18 protein-coding genes are annotated in these 20,862 nt (G+C 44.1%); 5 read left to right on the forward strand and 13 right to left on the reverse strand.

From position 1 onward, the window contains the following. The first annotated feature begins 52 nt into the window (after positions 1-52). Entirely contained in the window at positions 53-1,651 is a 1,599-nt protein-coding gene (locus tag ACRD7A_RS09625; RefSeq protein WP_430812371.1) for a serine hydrolase, read from the forward strand. Between the two features lie 55 nt (positions 1,652-1,706). Here ACRD7A_RS09625 and ACRD7A_RS09630 read toward each other — a convergent pair whose 3' ends face one another. The 4 genes from ACRD7A_RS09630 to ACRD7A_RS09645 all read right to left on the reverse strand — a co-directional run bounded on the left by ACRD7A_RS09630 (position 1,707) and on the right by ACRD7A_RS09645 (position 6,736). Next, entirely contained in the window at positions 1,707-4,181 is a 2,475-nt protein-coding gene (locus tag ACRD7A_RS09630; protein ID WP_430812372.1) for a TonB-dependent receptor plug domain-containing protein, read from the reverse strand. A 124-nt stretch (positions 4,182-4,305) separates the two neighbouring features. Beyond that, positions 4,306-5,160, reverse strand: a complete 855-nt coding sequence (locus ACRD7A_RS09635) for a FecR family protein (RefSeq protein ID WP_430812373.1) — start codon at positions 5,158-5,160, stop codon at positions 4,306-4,308. Between the two features lie 11 nt (positions 5,161-5,171). Further along, the gene (locus tag ACRD7A_RS09640) at positions 5,172-5,660 is read right to left on the reverse strand and encodes a sigma-70 family RNA polymerase sigma factor (RefSeq protein ID WP_430812374.1); all 489 of its coding nucleotides are present in this window, start codon (positions 5,658-5,660) and stop codon (positions 5,172-5,174) included. Positions 5,661-5,791: 131 nt separating this feature from the next. After that, complete coding sequence (locus ACRD7A_RS09645) at positions 5,792-6,736, reverse strand: hypothetical protein (RefSeq protein WP_430812375.1); 945 nt, start codon at positions 6,734-6,736, stop codon at positions 5,792-5,794. Between the two features lie 282 nt (positions 6,737-7,018). Between ACRD7A_RS09645 and chrA the strand changes: the two genes are divergently transcribed. After that, positions 7,019-8,128 (forward strand): chromate efflux transporter, encoded by a 1,110-nt coding sequence (gene chrA, locus ACRD7A_RS09650; protein ID WP_430812376.1) that lies wholly within the window; start codon positions 7,019-7,021, stop codon positions 8,126-8,128. 38 nt (positions 8,129-8,166) lie between these two features. On the opposite strand, the gene ACRD7A_RS09655 is transcribed toward chrA, so the two are convergent. Beyond that, entirely contained in the window at positions 8,167-8,646 is a 480-nt protein-coding gene (locus tag ACRD7A_RS09655) for a hypothetical protein (protein ID WP_430812377.1), read from the reverse strand. Between the two features lie 274 nt (positions 8,647-8,920). Here ACRD7A_RS09655 and ACRD7A_RS09660 point away from each other — a divergent pair, with 274 nt between their 5' ends. Next, positions 8,921-9,136: a hypothetical protein gene (locus tag ACRD7A_RS09660; protein ID WP_430812378.1), complete on the forward strand. Its 216-nt coding sequence runs from the start codon at positions 8,921-8,923 to the stop codon at positions 9,134-9,136. Positions 9,137-9,216: 80 nt separating this feature from the next. On the opposite strand, the gene ACRD7A_RS09665 is transcribed toward ACRD7A_RS09660, so the two are convergent. The 5 genes from ACRD7A_RS09665 to ACRD7A_RS09685 form a co-directional block, all read right to left on the reverse strand. Next, on the reverse strand, positions 9,217-9,648 hold the full coding sequence (locus ACRD7A_RS09665; RefSeq protein WP_430812379.1) for an MgtC/SapB family protein: 432 nt from the start codon (positions 9,646-9,648) through the stop codon (positions 9,217-9,219). 48 nt (positions 9,649-9,696) lie between these two features. Then, entirely contained in the window at positions 9,697-10,791 is a 1,095-nt protein-coding gene (locus ACRD7A_RS09670) for a CNNM domain-containing protein (protein WP_430812380.1), read from the reverse strand. Positions 10,792-10,967: 176 nt separating this feature from the next. Beyond that, complete coding sequence (locus ACRD7A_RS09675; protein ID WP_430812381.1) at positions 10,968-12,404, reverse strand: M56 family metallopeptidase; 1,437 nt, start codon at positions 12,402-12,404, stop codon at positions 10,968-10,970. Between the two features lie 19 nt (positions 12,405-12,423). Continuing rightward, positions 12,424-12,786: a BlaI/MecI/CopY family transcriptional regulator gene (locus ACRD7A_RS09680; protein WP_430812382.1), complete on the reverse strand. Its 363-nt coding sequence runs from the start codon at positions 12,784-12,786 to the stop codon at positions 12,424-12,426. A gap of 87 nt (positions 12,787-12,873) precedes the next feature. Continuing rightward, positions 12,874-13,416, reverse strand: a complete 543-nt coding sequence (locus tag ACRD7A_RS09685; RefSeq protein WP_430812383.1) for a flavodoxin family protein — start codon at positions 13,414-13,416, stop codon at positions 12,874-12,876. A 133-nt stretch (positions 13,417-13,549) separates the two neighbouring features. Between ACRD7A_RS09685 and ACRD7A_RS09690 the strand changes: the two genes are divergently transcribed. Both ACRD7A_RS09690 and ACRD7A_RS09695 read left to right on the forward strand, forming a co-directional pair. Further along, positions 13,550-14,464, forward strand: coding sequence for a porin family protein (locus tag ACRD7A_RS09690; RefSeq protein WP_430812384.1), 915 nt, complete (start codon positions 13,550-13,552; stop codon positions 14,462-14,464). A gap of 14 nt (positions 14,465-14,478) precedes the next feature. Continuing rightward, positions 14,479-16,002 carry a WG repeat-containing protein gene (locus ACRD7A_RS09695; RefSeq protein WP_430812385.1) on the forward strand — a complete coding sequence of 508 codons (1,524 nt, stop codon included), beginning with the start codon at positions 14,479-14,481 and terminating at the stop codon, positions 16,000-16,002. A gap of 129 nt (positions 16,003-16,131) precedes the next feature. Here the strand turns inward: ACRD7A_RS09695 and lacZ4 are convergent, their stop codons facing one another. The 3 genes from lacZ4 to ACRD7A_RS09710 form a co-directional block, all read right to left on the reverse strand. Beyond that, on the reverse strand, positions 16,132-18,168 hold the full coding sequence (gene lacZ4, locus ACRD7A_RS09700; protein WP_430812386.1) for a beta-glucuronidase LacZ4: 2,037 nt from the start codon (positions 18,166-18,168) through the stop codon (positions 16,132-16,134). Positions 18,169-18,334: 166 nt separating this feature from the next. Next, positions 18,335-20,197, reverse strand: a complete 1,863-nt coding sequence (locus ACRD7A_RS09705) for a right-handed parallel beta-helix repeat-containing protein (RefSeq protein WP_430812387.1) — start codon at positions 20,195-20,197, stop codon at positions 18,335-18,337. A gap of 410 nt (positions 20,198-20,607) precedes the next feature. After that, on the reverse strand, positions 20,608-20,862 hold a 255-nt coding region (locus ACRD7A_RS09710), incomplete at its 5' end, for a hypothetical protein (protein ID WP_430817943.1).

Here is a 20,862-nt window from a genome sequence, read left to right on the forward strand (position 1 = left end):
AGGTCGTAACTTGATTAATTGTTACAGTGTTGATCTTTAAATATATAGTCCTATGAAAATATTCATTAAAATAACATTTGCTATTTTGTTTCTTTGGATATCACAGCTTCAATCACAAGTTAAAAATTCGGATACTAATTTGCATTTGGCAGTCCTTCAGGGAAACTTGGAAAAGGTAAGTGAAATCTTGAAATCCGGATCAAATATAAATGAGAAGGATCAGTACGGATCCACCCCACTCATTATAGCAACAACATTTGGTAAGCAGCAAATAGCAAAGTTATTGATTGAAAGCGGAGCCGATTTAAGTATAGCTAATAGTCAAGGTTCTACACCACTGCATATTGCTGCTTTCTTTTGCCATAAAGACATTGTTAGGATGCTTCTTCTAAAAGGAGCAGATAAGTATATTAGAAACAATGATGGAGCCACAGCCTTTGATATTGTTACGGCACCATACGGTATTGATCGAGAAGTGTATAGACAATTAGAGGGTGCATTAGGGCCAATGGGCCTTAAAGTTGATTCGAATTATATTAAGACTACCAGGCCAAGTATCGCCGAGATACTTAACGAAGATGCTTCCCACTACAAAAGGGTTAATTATAAACCTGTAAACCGGAAAGGCTGGCCTATTTCAAATCCCTCAGAACAGGTATTGGATAAAAATCTTGTTGCTGACCTATACTCCGATGCCTCCCATCTAGAAACATTGTACAGTTTACTTATTGTTAAAAACGGTTATCTTATCGGAGAAGGGTATTTTAATAAGGGATCTATAGATCAGTTATCACAGCGTGCGTCGGTAACTAAAAGTTATGTTTCGGCATTGCTTGGTATAGCCATTGAAGAAGGGTGCCTTGCAGGTATTGATCAGAAGATGCTTGATTTTTTCTCAGAAATGGAAGATAAAATAGCAGACCCACGAAAAAGACAAATTACTATCAAGCAAATGCTGCAAATGCGCGCGGGGTATCCATGGGAAGAAACGGAAGATAAATACTGGAATACCATATGGTCAGGAAAATATATTGATGCAATAGATGATATTCCATTGACACATGATCCAGGCAGTGCTTTTCAGTATAGTAATCTAAGCTCCAATTGGCTTGCCATGATCATTTCCCGTGCTTGTAACACTGACCTAAAGTCATTTGGCGAAAAATACTTGTTTACTCCTCTAAATGTAAAGATAGGGGATTGGCCTAAAGACCTGGACGGGTATCGTATTGGTTCCGGCGATATTCAATTTACGGCCCGTGATATGGCAAAGTTTGGATTGTTGTATTTGAATAAAGGTCAGATTGATGGACGTCAGATAATTCCATCAGACTGGGTGAAGGAGTCCACTCAACCTTACTCAACCAATATTAATTCAGTTGGTGTAAAATCGGGTCGTTTAGGTCGCTATTTTAAGGATGTTGGATATGGCTATCAATGGTGGTCAGCAAGTGTTGGAGAACATCAATTTAATTACGCCTGGGGTCATGGTGGACAGTTAATCGTTATCTTGAGTGATTTAGATATGGTGATTGTTACTACTGCTGATCCGTTTTATGGAAAAGAGGCACATTTTAAAGCATGGAAACATGAACAGTCGATAATTAATTTGATTGGCAAATTTATCAACTCGTTACCACGTGCTGAATAATTACATCGCAATGGGAAAATCACATCAGTATTATTCGGATCGCATTTTGAAGAGTTTAAAACTTCACTTTTAAATACAGCAAGGGCGTAAAGCCCAGAGCGGATGTGTTGACGTACACCGTGTTGACCTGGTCAAGCGGTACCACATTAAATTGGTTGTATTTAATGTTGTTGGTATCAAATACATTCATAAGCGATAAGCCTGCTTCACCTGTAAATTTGCGCCGTGATAAGCGATAAACCAAGGCGGCATCGAGGCGCTGATAATCCTTATTAACGTTTTCCTGCAAGAGGTAATTACGGTAATATGGAAACCCGGAACCATACACGTATGCCGCCGATAGATGAAAAGGACCGAAATTTAGCAGGCCGGCTATTTTCAGTTCATGCCGCTGATCCTGCGGTGTTCGCTGGTATTCTTCAGTGGTAAAAAACGGGTAATACTCTTCCGCTCTGCTTAAGGTATAGGAGGTCCAAAAGGTATGGTGTCCAAAATCCTTTTTCAGGTAAATATCCATGCCGTAACTTCGGCTGTCGCCATTGTATAAATTGCTGATCAGATCGGAACGAACAAAACGTGTTAAACCTTTATAGGATTTGTAAAAGGCTTCAATGCTTGCCAAAAAATCATCGGGTGTATAGGCTAAGCCAAGCACATAATGCTGCGATTCAATAACAGGTATTTCATCGTCATCGGCAATGGTCCACGAATAGCGATAATTACCGCTCTCATCTTCAATCGAGCTTTTTACTAAATACTGATGATAGAGTCCCCAGGATGCCTGCAGTTTTATCTTTGGCGCGGGCTGAACCGATAGTGCCAGGCGGGGGTTGATGTAATTTTTACTCAGGAAAAAAAAGTGCTTATAGCGCAGTCCGGCAATCAGCTTAATTTGCGGCGATAGCTGCACGGCATCCTCGATATAATACGACAGCCGGTTAGCCCTTTCCGATAAATCGATGTAGGTATTTGAGAACGTATCCTCGCGCAACACTACCTGGTTATGCACATACTCCAAACCGGTTGTTATTTCATGATGCGAGCCGGCCGGGATGCGATGCTCCCAGCTTACTGTTGATTCAATGATATCGTTGTGAGCCTCTTCATCCCTAATGTGTCTGTCGTTTTTGTTTTTTCCCCGCTCAATGGCTTGCTGTAAGTTGTAATACGATTGTAAAGTTGAATAACTAACTCGCAAGCTTGATGAATAGCCATTGCTCCAGCTTTTACTATAAGAGATAGTACCACCCATTTGCTGTTTATCCTGGACGACTTCCTGTTGCCAGCGGCCTCTGCCATATGTTTGAGCGGTGCGCATGACAAACTCATCATTACCCTTTAAAAGGCTGATGTAGAATAGTGTATTGCGGTCGCCCTGATAGGAGTATTTGAAATTGAAGTCGTGAAATTGATAGTCGGGAGTAACATCGACCTGATTGATATTGAAGGTTTGTGCTTCATTAATAACATCATCAGCCCTTAGCAAATTATGATAGCTCTGACGGAAGGCCAGCATCACAGACGATTTTTTAAGCAACGGCAGTTCAAGCATGCCGTTGATAGTTTGGTTATTGACAAACACATTGAAGCCCGGCTGTTTGGTGCTTCCATTTTTTCCGATGATATTAACAATGCCGCCCGTTACATCGGGTAGGCGAGCGCCATAGGCACCTTTGTATACTTCAATATGCTTGGCCATATATGGGTTGACAGCACTAATATTATCATTGAAATTATTTAGCCCCCAAATGGTAAAACCATCGAAAATAACCCGGCTTGTTCCTTCCGGACTTCCCCAAATAACCAAATCATTGGCTTGCTCTCCGGTGGCAAGAATGCCCGGCTGTAAACGCAGCAGGTTAAACACCGAATTATCGCCATTGCCGGGTAAATAGTGGGCGATATGATGGTTGAGGTGCAGCAAACCCGCTACCTGACCCAGTTGTGCTGCTTTTTCAACCATGTTGTTCGTAACAATAACTTCTTTCAGGCCCACCGCTGAAGGCTGTAGGCTGAGCACGTGCAGCTGCCCCGGCGTTAGGAGTGTGTCGAGTAGGTAACATCCCAAATGAGAGACGATTACATCTTGAGCACTGTCTGATTGAAAGCTAAGATTAAAGACGCCATTCTGGTCGGCCACGGTCTGCCTGCCCCCGGCACTAACATGCGAAAAAGGCAGGCTTTCGCCGCTTCCGTATTCAACTACTTTACCATACAGCATTGCGGGTGTATCCGCAGGCTTTCGCCGGTAAATAATATAAACTTCTCCATGTTTTTCGAAGCTCAGGGGGTAGGCTTTTAATAAAGTATTTAAGGCCTCGTCAACACTATCAAAATGCGCGGTGCAGGTGATGGCATATTGAGCAAGCTGTGCATCATTAAATGAAAACTGAAGTTTATATTCCCCGCGCCATTGGATTAATAACTCATTAAGGGGCATTGCCTGACAATTGACCTCAAGTGATTGCGCATTAACAGCTGCGACTGATGTGAGCCATAAATATACACTGATGGTAATTAATTTATTCACGCCGCTTATTTTTGCCCGGTTGCTATTGGTAATGGTCGTTTAGTTTTATTCAGAAAGCAGTATGCCTGTTCTAATTGTTTGATGTCTATAACTATAATGCTCAAATATCTATCGCTCGAATCAGCTAATAAACCCGATAGCCGTCTGCTGTTTTCTCAAATTGAAGTCCCATGGAACGGCAAATCAGATGCATCACCTCGTCGGCCGTATGGCTCCGTGTAAAATTACCGCTGTACAAACCTTCCAGCTTTTGTGGTGTTTGAATATGGATGCCATACTGTCGCTCCACTTCTTCGAACACCTGATATAAGGGACAGGCGGTAAAAGTGAACATGCCGTCGCGCCAGGATTTGGCCTCGTTCACATCTTTGTGTGTTTCACTCAGTACTTTACCATCGGGCTGTATGCAGGCCTGCATATTTGCTGTAATATCGGCAGTTTCGCCGCTAAGCACGCTCTCCACCCGCACCTTACCCGAATAGCAGCTAACCTTATATTGATTATAGCGTGTATAAATATTAAAGCGGGTGCCCAACACACGGGTGCGTCCTAGGTCTGATACCACCTCAAAGGTTTTGCTTTTGGCTACGCTGAAAAAGGCCTCGCCCCGCAGCTGAACCTGGCGGCGGAAAGGCCACCACAACGGATTATACTGAATTGATGAACCGGCGTTAAGCGAAATACTCGATCCATCGGGTAACAGGGTGATCAAATGTTGGCCGGGCACTGCTTCAACCGTTTTAGTATAGTAACGGAAAAAAGCCGAGGTGCCTAATAACACCATAAAAGCGGCCGCCACAGCCATGTAAAATGAAAGAAAACGCTTGGGCGCTTTATTTATCCTTGGTGAGGCAGGCTGCTTATTAATCATTGTTTCCATCTGTTGCCATACCTCTTCTTTTGCGCGCGAATAGGGTATTTCAAGCTTAGGTAACGAGCTTGAAGATTGTTGTTCGTCCCACCATTTGTTCCTATTCAAACCATTCTGTTTCATTGTACTGTTAATGCTAGTCTTAAATAATGTAAGGCTTTTTGCATGCGTTTTTCAACAGCTTTTACACTGATATCCAAACGTGCGGCTATCTCATGGTATTTTAAGGCATCCATCCGGCTCATTAAAAATACTTCTCTTTGTGTATCCGGCATCGCTTTCAGAGCCTTTTCGTACATTGTTTTTAGCTCTTTATAAAACAACGCCTCATCGGCCGAGGATTCATCGCCGTTGGTAAATGGCCTGGCCATAAAGGCCAGTTCTACCTGGCGGTGGCGATACTCACTAATTATGGCATCGCGAGCCATTTTGTACAACAGAGCCAGCTGTTCATTTTGTGGTTTGTGAAGTTGCTTTTCCCATAACTTCATAAATACCTCCTGCGCAATGTCGGTGGCCTGCTCGGCCTGCCCGCAACGGTAATAAATGTAATTGCGTAAGGCATCAAAATGCTTATCAAACAACTCTTTAAACTCTTCCCGTTTCACGATACGAAGGCTTAGTAAACAACATAAGCTAAGTTAACACGAAAAAGTGTAATTTGTCTTATGCCATGCTTGTAATATTTTTCAACCCCAAAGGTGCTTAGCCTTTGGGGTTTAACAGGATTTGAGGAGGCTTATTGACCCTTATGGTTTTGGTTGTTTACCTGCCGGCGCTCGCGCACACAATTACCAATGGTAAAACGATGACCACCTTCAGCACTGTTCATCCATGCTTGGTTGTCGCAGGTGCCATTACCGTAATTAATTTTGGCAAACTCTACACCATTTTTCATAAAGGCAACTTCACCGGCTACAATGTATCGGCAATCACCGCGTTTAACCAGTCGGTTTCGGATCTGACGCTGATACATATTGCCATCTGAATCCTCGCAGCTCATCGATCCGGTAATTTCGAATACATCATCCAAATGATTCAGCGCTGTGCCCATGCCTTCTACCCACACCCGGGTGCACTCACAGTCGCGCTCAATAACAGTCCCATCTTCTAGTGTGAAGGTTAAATCACGGGTAATTACTACTTTCTGTTCGTCGATTAGGAAAGTTTTTACAATGATGCCTTCAATGCTTACGCCATCCACACTAAAATCGATAAAGGTAATGGTACAGGTGGCGCCATTTTCGGTGCGAGGGGCTGTTTGCACAATTTGAATAATGCCTGAAATGATGCGACCGTTGGCCAGCTCAGTGCTTTCGCCATAATCCAGGGTGATGGTGCGTGGCCATCCCTCTTCGCCATAATCAATCTGCACATCCGGACATTGATTCAGCTTGTAACGTTCGCGATAGCGATGGTGGTTTGGTCCCGAGCCACTTTTTAATTCATATTCCGTCTGATTGGAAAACAAGCCGGTGACTGCCTCATCGCTGCCGGTAAATAATTCTACTTCGTAGGCTGCGGCCTCTGCCACATCGTCTAATTTAGCTTCCGTTGTAACAACGGACTCGGTGGTTGACTTTAAGTCAAGCTCTGGCAACAGATTTTCATCAATCATGTTGTCATTTTTATCGCAGGCGGTCATTCCTGCAATAAGGGCTAGTGCGAATAATACTTTTTTCATGGGTCTGAACTTTAAGTGTTTTTAAATTATCGGATATAACTAGATTTTGGCATGCTTGCGCCTTCATCTATTTATATACCGCATTAAAAACCGCTTACCCTACCTGAAAATCTATTTTAATAGTTTACTTTTTGAACAACTAATTGTGTAGTTTGTACTTACACAAAGATTGTCAGATGTTTTTTAACAACTTAAGTTAAGCTATATTGGATAGAAAAACAGTGTTTGTTTAATGTTAGTTGTTTGCCTAAGAATTATCAGTGTCATAAATGGTATTTAAGGATGGGGGAAAATTTAAAAGAAGTCGCCTTACTGTTTTTCAAGTTAGGGAGCATCGCCTTTGGAGGACCAGCTGCGCATATCGCAATGATGGAAGAAGAAGTTGTGGAGAAGCGAAAATGGATGTCGCATCAGCATTTTCTTGATTTGGTAGGGGCCACCAACCTTATTCCGGGCCCAAACTCTACCGAAATGACAATGCATTGTGGAAATGAAAGAGCGGGTTGGAAAGGATTAATTGTTGCGGGTACATCTTTTGTTATTCCTGCGGTTACTATTACTATGGTTTTTGCGTGGCTCTATCAGCAGTATGGACAATTGCCAACGGTCGAACCTTTTATTTACGGCATAAAACCTGCCGTTATTGCCATTATTCTAGGGGCTGCTTATCGACTTGGGAAAAAGGCACTCAAAAATGTAGAACTTGGAGTATTGGGTGTATTGACATTGATCGCCTGCCTGCTTGGTGTTCATGAGATTTTAGCGCTTTTTACTTGTGCATTACTGGGTTTGATTTGGTATTTTGTTCGTAACTCCAAAAACAGTTTAAATAGTTTTGCTCCCTTGGTTTTTCTTCAGGTTACGGCATCAGCGGGTTCGCTAAAAGTTTTCTGGACTTTTTTAAAAGTTGGCGCCTTGCTCTATGGTAGCGGATATGTGCTATTTGCTTATTTAGATGCAGAATTGGTGAATACAGGTTTACTGTCGCGCCAAGAGCTGATTGATGCTGTGGCCGTTGGGCAATTTACGCCCGGTCCTGTTTTATCCACAGCAACATTTATCGGTTGGCAATTGGGAGGCTTTTGGGGAGCCGTTGCGGCTACTGTTGGAATCTTTCTTCCTTCCTTTATTTTTGTGTCTATTCTCAATCCACTTATTCCAAAGATGCGAAAGTCAAAAATTATGGCAGCATTTTTAGATGTTGTAAATGTTGCTGCAGTGGCTGTAATTGTATCTGTATGTGTTGAGATGGGAAAAGATACCTTAACGGATTGGCGTACTATTGTAATTGCTGTCTTCAGTATAATTTCTCTTTTTGTTTTTAAGAAAGTAAACAGTGCCTTTATAGTTATTGGCGGAGCTTTGGCAGGTTACCTTTTAGGTTTGCTATAAGGCTTTAATCAACTGCGTTAATTTGTCTTTCAAAGCATTTATATTATCTGCTCAACTAAAAAATACTGAAAGGAGGGAGTGAGCACTTCTGAACTTAAGTTGTTGCCATCCAGCGTTACTTTATTGGGAGTATTATCGAGATTATTTGACCAATCCCATTGTGTTTCAATTTCATGGCTCTCCTTATCATTGAATAGTTCCTCGCTAATTACATTAAAATATATTTTATCCATTCGCTCACTTTGGCTCGAAGTAGCGCTTACTTTTAAATAAAGTATCTTATTAATGTACTCACTTTCAACTATCAATTCAAGATCATTTTCTGATGCCGGAGCCAAGGAAAAATTGTTTTTAAGAAGATTCAAATCAATGTCTTCCAGGAGGTTATTATTATCCGCATCTACAAACTTTAAATGGTAGGTGTAGAGGTACGGAGGAAGCGAATCCAATTTGGAACGGGTGCAATTTGCAAAGATTAAGGTGCTGAATATTAGTGTAATAATGTAAGTTGTTTTCATGACTAAGTGGGTTTTATCGAAGGGTCACTCGTTTATAGCAATAATTATTTGAGGATGAAGTAACTTGTATAAAGATAAACTTACTGATATATATATATCCAATTTAAGGGCGCAATTTATTTCATTTTCTGAAGTTTACTGGTTTAACTATAATTTCTATTTTTGTTCTTAATAAATTAAACAGCGCCTTTATAGCAATTGGCGGGGCTTTGGCAGGTTACCTTTTAGGCTTGCCTTGAACCAGTCATGTTTTAATCAACTTAAAATCAAAATAATGTCTGATCTGAAAAAAGAGAAATTGAAGAGTAGATTAATCATATCCTTGGGGATGCTTTGTCTCGCACTGTACTTTGTGCTCGATCATTATACTAACACTCCGGATTTTTTCCTTGGCTTGTTTGTTGGTTTATCTGTCGGCTTAAATCTTGTAGGTGTATTTTTAATGGTGAAGTGGCTTCGGAGATTGACAGATAAAGCCGCTGGATTATGAACTAAGGCTTCGAGCTGCAGAAGCAAATTTAAAAATGTGACGTGCTTTGGCAGAGCGGGGAATTATATAAGCTCAAATTTTCAGGTCTTATCTTCCTTGTTGCGGTTCTCCAATTGTTTGTCAACGGGCAACAGCGCATAGTTGATAAGGAAAATGATCAGTGTGCCTGCCAGTGCTTCCAGATAATATCCTGCGGCTATTAAACATCCTATGGCCGAGCCACACCATACGGTTGCTGCGGTGGTGAGACCTTTTATATTTAGGCCTTCCTTAAAGATGATGCCGGCACCCAGAAAGCCAATACCGGTGACCACCTGTGCAATAATGCGGGTTACGTCACCTTCGTTTTGGGTGATCTTAATCGATAGCATCACGTAAAGAGCCGAGCCTACAACAACAAGAGTGTTAGTGCGTAAACCTGCTGCCTTGTGGTGCCAGCCCCTCTCAAATCCGATGATTAAACCGGCTGCCAGGGCGCACAGTAAGCGTATTATAAAATCCAGATAACTCATATTTGAGTAGTTTAAGGCATAACAGCTGTGGAGTCCCCCTAAAGGATTTTATTGGGGAGACTGTTTTGCTGTCGTGTCATCATTATTCTGGCTCTGGTCTTTTTCCTTTTTGAGCTCATGAGCCTGTTGTTTTTTCCAGCGCTGACGGGCATACTCCTGCATATCGGTGATGGTATCTTTCTCATCGAGTATTTCAAGACCAAGCAGCGTTTCTATCACATCTTCCATGGTAACAATGCCATCTACACCACCATATTCATCTACTACCACAGCGATGTGTTCTTTTTTAGCCATCAGCTGCTCCCACAGTTCGAACAGCACAATGCTGTTAGGAACAATCACTATCTGTCGCTTAATGTCTTTCAGCTTCAGTTCGTGTTGGTCTTCCGCCAGCTTCTCCATTACTTCCTGGCGAAATACATAGCCCGTAATATTTTCATCGTGTCCGGCATAAACCGGAATGCGCGAGAAGCGAGGGTAATTCTTATTAGAAAGGAAATCATGAAGCGGCATATTTTCATCAGCCAGCGTTACTACCACCCGGGGTGTGATAATGCGCTCTACTTTAATGTTACGCAGGCGCAGCAGGTTTTGTATAATTCGGTGCTCCTTACTGTTAAATATGCCTTCGTCAGCACCAATGGTGGCCAGGGCTGCGATCTCCTCACGGCTTGTAGTTTTCTCGTCGGTATTGCGTGCCAGTAGGCGTGTGATAAAGGCCGATACCACCACAAGTGGATAGGTGATAAATATCATGCCGCGTATAATGGCTGCCGTAATACTGGCCAGGTGTCGCCAGTAGTTGGCACCTATGGTTTTGGGTATAATTTCGGTGACCACCAGGATGAGAAGGGTGAGTACAGCCGACACAATACCAAAGGATGCCTCGCCAAATACCTCGATGGCCTGAGCGCCTACGCCTGCTGCGCCTACCGTGTGCGCCACTGTGTTTAGTGATAAGATGGCGGATAGGGGCTTGTCAATGTTGTTTTTTAATTTTGTGAAATAGTGAGCCCAGCCTCTGCCTTCATCGCTTTTAACAATCAGAAAGGATTGTGGAGTAGATAGTAATACGGCTTCCATAATAGAGCACATAAAGGAAACAACGAGGGCCAATGAAAGATAGGCGAGCAGTAGAAACATTGCTGCAATGAGTTTTTAGTGGGGTTAATTAATTATTCTAACTAACCAAAGTTAAAAACTTAATTCCTGAAAACCTTACGCAAGTAGCTTTGGTGAATGCTAAAAAACAAAACATGCGCACTATCGGCCGATGGTGAGCATGTACAGATAAATATAATCGAATAATTTTCCGCTGGTTACTGTAGGGGAGTTGCTTTTCCTTTGTTGTGTTTCAGGGAAAAGGTGCCGTTGTCATTAAACTGCACGTCAAAGCCATTGTCTTTCATCTTTTTCACAAACTCGGCTTTTTCCTCCGGGGTGTTGAAGCTGGTTTTTTTTCCTTCCGTTTTCTTGACACCCTCGCCACCGTTTAAAATGAAATTAATGGGTACCGTGTAGCTCACATTTACTGTTTTGCCTTTTTGCTTACCGGGTGTCCACTGTGGCATTTCTGAAATCACTCTAAGGGCTTCTTCATCCAAAATTGTGAAACCTGAGCTGCGCGCTATCTTGGAATTAGCAACCTGTCCGTCTTTGTCCACAATGAAAGTAACGTAAACACGACCGCTAACACCTGCTTTTTCAGCTGCCTTAGGGTAATCAATACTGTTGAAAATATGGTCGCGCAAGGCTTCTTCGCCGCCGGGAAACTGAGGCATTTCCTCCACGATAAAAAATACAGGTCCTGTGATCGCCTTTAGCTGTGCATTGGTGTTTTCCACTGCATCCTTTATGGCTGCTTCGTCTTCTGTAAGCGCAGGTTTCTCATCGTCCAACTCACAGGCAAAAAGTCCAACAATTAAGGCCATGCATAGTATTGCCAGTGTAGGTTTCAGGGCTATGAATTTTTGTATGCTATCTTTCTTCATCATGGTAAATCTTTTTTTGGTTAGTGACTGATTGAAGTTATTTACCGGCAGCAGGCGGGCACCTGTGGCCTGATATAGCAATAACTCCTTGTAACATTTGGCTGAATAGCCTTTGTCAAGCACCTGCCGGTCGGCCTGGAACTCGTGTAGTTCCTTCAGTAGACTGTGCAGATACCATGCAAAGGGATTGAACCATTGAATAATAAGCAGTAATTCAATCAAGAGCACATCCCAGCTGTGTCGCAAGCGCACGTGGGTAAGCTCATGAATCATAATCTGTTCCAGCTCGTCGTGGGCATAGCGTTGCTGGTTGACAAACACCACATTGAAGAATGAAAAAGGATTGAAATGGCCGGGCAGGTTCGCTACCTTATATCCTTTGAAACGCACTATTTGGAGCTTGCCGGCCATACCGCCCAGGCGGATGAAGCCCATCATCAGGCGGAGGAAAAGACCACCACAGCCAATCAGGTATAACCATTTAAAGGCTGATGACTGTGCCACTGCAGGGACAATTATGGCTTTGGTATTTTGGGCATACACGGTTACGCTCGTTAACATATTGCCGGCAAATGCATCGCTTTGGGCTCCCCGGCCAAGGGATATGCTGAGGAAGGGTATTACAGCAGCTACCACCAGCGATGCCAGTAAGTAAAAACGGTTAAAAGTAAACCTTGCCTCATAATGCAGCACACCACGGTAAAAAATGGTCAACAGGCCCAGTATTAGTGCCGACTCCAGTAAATAGTTTACAAGAAAGCTCATGGGATATACGGTAAAAAAATTATTCTGCGTCTTTTTTCACTTCTTTGAGTAGCTCTTCCAGTTCGTCTATGGCCATCTTGTCTTCTTTGGCAAAAAAAGAAACCAAATTTTTAAACGAGTCCTGAAAGTAGTTGGCCATAAAGCGCTTCATAAAAGCTTTTTTATAGCTCTCCTGGCTCACGATTGGGAAATACACATATCCTTTGCCTTTCTTTTCATGATCGACAAAACCCTTGTTCTCGAGTATGCGCACAATGGTGGATACGGTATTATAAGCCGGTTTGGGTTCCGGCATGAGTGCTACGATGCTTTTCACATTGGTGGTGCCCAGTTCCCAAAGCTTTTGCATCACTTGTTCCTCTGCTTTTGTCAATTCCTTCATTCTATTCAACTAAAATATTAGTTCAAATGTAGCTTAATATTTTTAATCGCAAAAGTTTTCCACTATTTTTTTAGTTGAATAAACTTATTAAGCAATTTCTTCCTGTAATATTTTGTCCACGAGATCTTTAATAGCATCGTGTTGTTTGGTATCAGTGGGATTTTTTGTTGTGGAGAGGGTAAGGGCGTCGATAAATATCATGCCCAGGGCTTTAAATACGCGCTTAAACTGTTCGATGGCTAAATCGCAGTCACCCGGCTCAGCACCATCGGGCAGAAGGAGAGCAGCGCGTTTGCCATGCAGCTTTTTATTGGCAAAATAGGGGCGAAAGCGGTCGATCATTAGTTTGGTCTGTGCCGAGGGGCCAAACCATTCGATGGGCGTGCCAAAAACAATAACATCGGCCCATTCCAGATTGTCGTAAAGTATGCTCATGCCATCCTGCTGCACGCACTCCATGTTTTGCTCTTTGCAGCGGCTGCATTCAAAGCAGGGGCTTATTTTGTGCTGATAGAGATAGTAGGTACGACAGTTGGCACCTTCGCCACTGAGGCGATTGGCCAGGGCTGTACCCGCAGCGGCTGTAGTGCCATTCATTTTCGGGCTTCCGATGAAAATTGAGACGTGCATAGGGTTTGGATTTAAATGTAAATCACAAGTTACTAATAATTTAGTACTTACACTAAGTACACTGTATAAAACTTTGTAACATATGATAAGGGCTGCTCGTCCTACCTTTGATTAAAAATTAAAACCCACTGTCATGATTAATAAACGAGGACTGAAAATAAGTTTTATGTTCCTGCTGTTGCTTGCATTGCCGCTGGTCGCTCAGGAGAAGGAGAGGACAAAGACTGTCGTTAAGCTTGAGGAGTCAAAAGGGAAGAGTGTGATAAGCACGTCGGGTGTGCGGGTAGAGGTGGATGAGCTAAGCGATACTCTTACAACGATTACCCTGGGTACACGGCGCCTTGAGATTATCGATGACTATAACCGCCCCAAGGTAAAAATGGTGCGTTTGCCACGCGAAAAATTTAAAGGCCACTGGGCGGGATGTGAAATAGGCTTTAACGGATATATGACCTCCGGCTTTTCTTCCGACTTACCTAATGATGCTTTGTTTATGGATTTGAATAGTTCCAAATCGGTGCAGTTCAGCATAAATTTTCTGCAGTACAACATTTCTTTGCAGCAGCAGAAAAATAATATTGGTCTTGTGTTGGGAGCCGGACTTAGCTTCTATAATTACCGCACCGATCAGCCCTATTATTTCAAACGTCATCCCGATACGGGTATGACTGTGGGTGAACCGCTCCCTGAAGGCAGGAAGGTTGAGAAAAATAAAATTACGAGCACCTTTGTTAATATTCCTCTTTTGTTTGAATGGCAGGTTCCGGCCGCTGAGCCCTTTCATCGTTTTTATGTGTCGGCCGGTCCCTATTGTGGGTTTAAACTGGGGGGACATACCAAGATGGTATATAAAGCCGCCGGTGAACGCATTAAAGATAAGAGTAAGGATAACATTAATCTCACACCTTTTCAGTATGGTGCCATGGTGCGCATAGGATATCGTTTTATCAACCTGTATGCTACCTATAATTTCTCTACTTTTTATACTAACAACCGCGGTCCTGAGTTATACCCTTTTAGTATTGGTTTATCGCTTATTCAATTCTAATAAAGTAATCATTTATGTTACAGCGATTCATCATTAGCTTTATTACTTTTTTCATCGCTTTAGTGTTGCAGGCGCAGAATATAGCACCGGAGCTTGCAGCTCGTTACGATCAATACCGCGAGTTCGCACCGGGCTTATATCGTGTGCAGAAGAATGGCCTAGTGGGGGTTGTAGAAGCAGGGGGTACGATCATAATTCCTGTTGATTATAACCAGGTGTGGCGTCTTAATGACGAGGGCTATTGCCGGGTACTGAAAGCGGGTAAGGTGGGTGTGTACCATCTTTCTGGCCGTGTTATTATACCGGCTGAATATGACCAGGTGTGGCCCTTTGACCAAGGAAGAGCAAAGGTAATGCGGCAGGGAGTGATGGGCTATTATAATACCCGCGGTGAAGTACTTGTGCCATGTGTCTATCAACAGATATGGTCTTTTGACAATGGTAGGGCACGTGTGCAAAAGGAAGGTTTGGTGGGTTACATCGACACCTTGGGTTATGAGTTGATTCCAACTGTTTATCAGCAAATATGGCATTTTGAGGATGGGCGTGCCCGTGTGTTGAAAAACAATAAAGTGGGCTTTATCGATGAGCATGGTGGTGAGGTGATTGCCCCCGTTTACACGCATATATGGTCTTTTGAAGAGGGCAGGGCAAAGGCTTTGTTGGATGGGCAGATAATTTGGATAAATGGCAATGGGGAGCAATTGGACTTGCCCACTCCTGGGTATGATGCTGTCTCGGTATTAAGAGCAGATGGAGAAGATGGCCTTGAGGCCGATCAACCAACAGAAGGACGTACAAGGCGCCTTACGATTTTGGGTAGCGATATTGAGGTAACGAATAGTGAGCATACTTCGCTATCTGTAAAAAAGAGGGCGGAAGAGCGTTTTCGTAGTCGTCGTTTTAAGGGACACTATGCGGGGGTAGAGCTGGGTTTTAACACCTTGCTTAATCACGGAGGTAGCCCCGCCCTTGCACCTCCCAATCAGTATATGGAGGTGAACACGGGTAGGTCAACCACCTGGGCGCTTAATCCCTTGCAATGGAGCATTGGCCTTAATCGCAAGGGTAATTTCGGATTAATAACCGGCCTGGGTATTGAATGGAATAATTATCATTTTGCTCATGCTAACACCATCGCGCGGGAGTCAGATGGCAGTATTGTGGAAATGCCCATTACCCGTCCGCTGCATAAAAATAAGTTGGTAACCACGCATCTGAACATGCCTTTGCTGATGGAATATCAGTTTCCGGCACGAGGACATCACCGGGCCTTGTATATATCAGCCGGCGCGATCGGAGGGCTGCGCCTGGGGGCACATACCCGTGTGGTGTACGATGATGATGAGCTGCCCCGAAAGCAAAAGCAAAAAGGCAGTTACAGCCTGCAGCCATTTCGCTATGGTGCCATGGTACGCATGGGCTATCGAGCCATTAACTTGTATAGCACCTATTATTTCTCCACTTTGTTTAAAGATAGTAAGGGGCCCGAACTGTATCCGGTGTCAATAGGTCTGAGCGTTTATCTTGATATTTAGCCTGAATAATTAATGTGTTTCATTAGATGCACCTACAGGTAGAGGGTTCAATAAGCTTTAGGGAACGGTTCTCTGTGATAAAGCACTGATAAAGAACCGTTCCGTATAAGATTGATTAATAGGGGATTTTCAAAACTTACTACTAGCTGTATCTTCTATCCGGATCACTATTTTGTCCTGCGTACCGCTTTTGGCTTTGGCCAGCAGGATGTTTTTACCCGGCTTAAGAGATATATTTTCCCAGATAAATCTGCCGTAATGCCCTTTTTGTCTGCCCAGCGATTGGCCGTTCACGGTGAGCTCCACACTTTTTTGATTGGAATAGACCTTGATGGTTTGTTGGGTGTTGCTGCGCTTATCCAAACGGCGTTCCGCAAAATAAACCAAAGGATCGGTGGTATTCCAGTTGGCTTTGTAAAAGTAAAAGGCATCCTTTTTAATGGCCCTGTCAAAGGTGATGAGCCCTTTATCGTTTTTGCCGGGCACTTCGCCCTCGGTGCGGTGGGCGGCTCCAAAGTCAAAGAGGTTCCAGATAAAGGTGCCCCATAAAAACGGGCGCTGATCGATAGCCATCCAGTGCTGCTCGTGAAAATGTGTTTGCCAGTTTTCGGGGTGCCAATAGCTGTTAGCCACAGGCTTTTTGAGCTCTTCCTGCTGGTGATAGATGCTGGCGCCGGCACCGTATTCGCTTATGCCAATGGGGGTGTTGGGGAATTCCTTGTGAGCCTTATCGGCCCACTGGCCTATGGAGGCCGGGGTGCCCCCATACCAGCCGTAGTATTTGTTCCAGGCGATCGTCTCGGTCAGCCTGTTCAGTTGTCCCCCCTGATTGCTGGCAGCTGTTGTCAGGCGCAAGGGATCCAGCTCTTTGGCCAATTGGTTAAGTTCCTGAACAAAGGCTACGGGATTATCACCCTCTTCTTTCAACTCGTTAAACAATCCCCAAAAACAGATGGAAGGATGATTAAATTGCTGGTAGATCATTTCTTTTAACTGCTGGCGACCATTTTCCTTAAACGATTCCTGGTTTACAAATCCTTTATCGCGGTAACCACCCGGACCCACAAAGGGAATCTCACTCCACACAATAAAGCCGGCTTCGTCCAGCAATTTGTACACGTAAGGATCCTGGGGGTAGTGGGAGAGCCGCACTGCATTGGCACCCATATCCTGCATGATGGCTATGTCCTCTTCATGGTGCAGTTTATTTAGCGCATTGCCTAGCTCCGGTCGGTCCTGGTGACGACACACACCCTTAAGTTGTAAACGATTGCCATTCAGGAAGAAGCCTTGGTGGGCATCTGCACGGAAGTAACGGAGTCCTAGTTTTGTGTGGGCATCATCCTGTAAATCACTGTTATGGTAAATCTTAAGCTCTACTGCATACATAAAAGGATCTGCCTGCCCGTTCCATAGCCGGGGATTATGAATAGAAAAAGGAATGGTTGCCACGGCTTGCCCCTGAGCATCCAGTGTATTATGGGTCTCTGTCTTTAGGATGACTTTTTCTCCGTTTCGTACCGTTATTTCCGTTTTCAGGGTTTCACCGGCCTGGCCGTTCAGGTGTACATTGGCTTCTACTTGTGCGCTTTGTTCATTCACCTGTTTTGGTTTCAGGTAGATGCCTTCCGAGCCGTAATGAAGAGGCGAGATGCAATTTGGGTTTTCTATCAGCAGTTCCACATCGCGATAGATGCCGCCATACATGTTAAAATCGCCGAGCAGTGGCATAATATCCAGCTGGGGCGCGTTATTCACCCTAACCTGTAGGGTGTTATGCTCGCCCGGACGTACTAGGTTTGTTATCTCAAAAGTAAAGGATGTATAACCGCCCCGGTGCTCGCCCACATGCTGCCCGTTGATGAAAACGTTAGCAATTGTGTTAACGCCATAGAATTTCAGGAACAGACGTTTGTTTTTCCATGCGGCAGGAATCTCCAGATTACGCTCATAGTTACCCAGCCCCCGGTAGTAGTCGGCATTGCCTCCCAGGGCATCCCCGGTGTTCCAGGTGTGCGGCAGGTTTACTTTCTCGTAAACTCCTTTGCGCAATTCATAACCGGGTGTATAGCGCCAGTATCGATTAAGGTTCATCACCAATCCGGCAATCACAGGTAGGTTGCTCATCAATAGCAGTAGGGCAAGGCTTATGTGTTTATAATTCATGATAGATGATTAAAATTGGGCATATGAGAAAATCCGGTCAATTTAAGTATCCTGAATATCCCTCTTCCCCTTTTGCCAGAGCAAAAGGGGAAGTATCCCGCCAAGAGCAGTGGGACAGGGATTTAAGGTTGCTGTATTTTTGTATGCACATTGTCGCATACAATAGTTATTTGCTGTTATTTTTGATTGTTACAGCATTAGGTGCCGACAGCTCGGTACGAACGGCTTTGCTCCAATCCATTTGCTTCTCGAAATGATTGTTGCTGATAGTTATATTGTTCACGTGCTCAAAAAAGAACGCATGTTTATTCCAGTGAAAAGGCTCGAACTCACTATTGTACTTCACTGTATTGTTGCGAAAGATAAGCCCCTCGGTGGATTTGGCATACAGAATGGGGTGGTCGAACATCTCAAAGGTGTTGCCTTCGATGACGATACCCGAATGGAAAAACTTCTGTTGCTCCTTAAGGTTTGGGATTTCCGGGTAGATGGAAATAGCGGCATTGGTAAACTGATAATAGGCCGTAAGCCCGTTCACAAAGCGGTTATTTCTGATCAGCACATTACGGCAGGCTCCGGTTTCGTACCAGCCGTTACAATCGCCGCACAGCAGTATGGCCGTGCCATGCGTGTGGTCGAACAGATTATTTTCGCACACCACGCGTTTGGGGGTGCTAAATAGAGAGCCCCGTGCCCGGTTGTTGCGGATCACATTATCAGAGAACACCACTTCCGGCGTCCAGGTGAGGTTTTCGATGCCGTATTTACCAGTTTCGGATAGCTGTTGCGGCAAATCTTTGCTAAAGCTTATCTCAAACTCTTTGGCACCAAATTCGGTGGGCTTGTCAACAGCCTTAATGGATTGAATGGTGTTGATATGCTTGCCCACCAGTTCCATCTTTTCCGACTCTACAAACTGCACGCTGTCGCCTTTTTCGCCCCATTTAAAGCCCCAGGCCTGGGGGTGCATGTAGCGGCCTCGCAGGGTGCGATCGTTAACGCGGGCTGTTACGCGCAGGTAGGTGCCGTGCACGTTAATGGCATCATCAGCCATGCCCTCGTATAGTCCGTTTTTGGAGATGATGAGGCCTTTGCAGGCCGAAAAATGGGTGGCATCAGCCTGCGTAGTAAAATATCGTGGGTCGTCGTCGCCGCGTAGGCATACGCTAAAACCGTCTAAGGTAATGTTCTCGCTCATCTGCGCCAGCAAACCCATGCCCTCGGCATAGTGTACGGTCACATTTTTAAAGCTTGTGTTTAAACATTCGCTAACCAAGATGCCGGGTGTAGGACGGTAGTAGGTGCGTAATACAAAGCATTCGCCGGGTGTGGTATATTCTGCCTGTTCCCAGCCTTTGATGCTTAGGGTGTTGGGACTTAATTCACTTACTGAGGTCGGGTTAAAAGCCACATCAGCACGGCCATAGGCCAAACGTTTATCGGCACGGAAGGGCATGCACACAAAGGGGCTCAGCTCATAGCCCTCGCCTTCGATTACTAGCTTGTTATCGTCAATTCGGTAGTTGCCCTGGGGATAAATTTCAGCCACCACTTCGTCAGTCTTCTTATTTACTTCGGTTATCTCCAACTGGCGCAAGGCAGGCACTTCAAAATCGATGTGCACATTGCTGAGTATTACATTGCTGTTGCCGACCAGTGCAAAAGGAATCATGCGCCCGTGAAAAATAAAATCGCTTCCCTGGGCATCAATGGTGATATTTTGGAGGTTTTCCAGTGCAAAGCCCACTTTCTTGGGGTTCACCTGGTCGTGGTTCGAGATGTAATACTCGCGTTCAAAAGCCCCGTCTTCGTAAAAATCGTAGCGTCCTTTCGGAAAAGTAACTGTAAGTGGACTTGTGTCGTGGCGGTTTTGCAAGTGTTCAATCAATTGGCCCACGGCCGGTGAAGCATTCTTGCCACTGTTGGGAATCATGCCAAATTGTTCGGCCGATAAGGTGCTGGAAGCCGGTTTGCAGCTGTAGCTTAGAGCCAGAACAGCCATCCCCATTATTAGTAAAGCGTGTTTCATAGTGTATATTGAAATTTTATTGTAATGATAAGGAAGGCTAAAATAAACAAAAGTTAATGAAAGGAAGGTTTGGGTGTAGAGGGAAATAAGAACCTTCTCCAGAATTTGCACCTGATCTTATTCAACCCACTCCGGGGTTGGTGAATAATGTACGATGAATACCACAGGTTGTCACCTGTGGCTATAGATATTTGAACCCTTCGGGTTCAGAAGTAAAATCAACTGACGCATACTCAAGGTTATCATTCATTGATATTTGAACTGTTCCTTACTCACTTTTAAGCCATTTGAGGTCTAAGAAAGCATTTGCTTCATATGCGCTGTGTACACTCTTCCCTTTGCCATTGAAGGCAAGGGGAAGTACGCTGCCATAGGCGGTGGGATGGGGATCATTAACACCGGATCGCAGCTTAATCTGCATAATGTAAATCAGATGCGATCCTGAAACCCACGATCCTGCTAAAATCAAAGACTTCAGAAGACAATTCAGAGGTGTTAAGGATGTCAACTTTTTCCTCTACCGTCCCTGTAAAATTTATGCGTAGACCCAGAATTTGCACCTGATCCAGGTTTGGGTGTAGAGGGAAATAAGAACCGATCCATCGCACCTCATACGGGTAAGTGACAAAAAAAAGAGCTGACCATATGTGATCAGCTCTTTGAAG

It is taken from the genome of Carboxylicivirga longa (assembly GCF_050589825.1).
GTDB lineage: Bacteria > Bacteroidota > Bacteroidia > Bacteroidales > Marinilabiliaceae > Carboxylicivirga > Carboxylicivirga longa.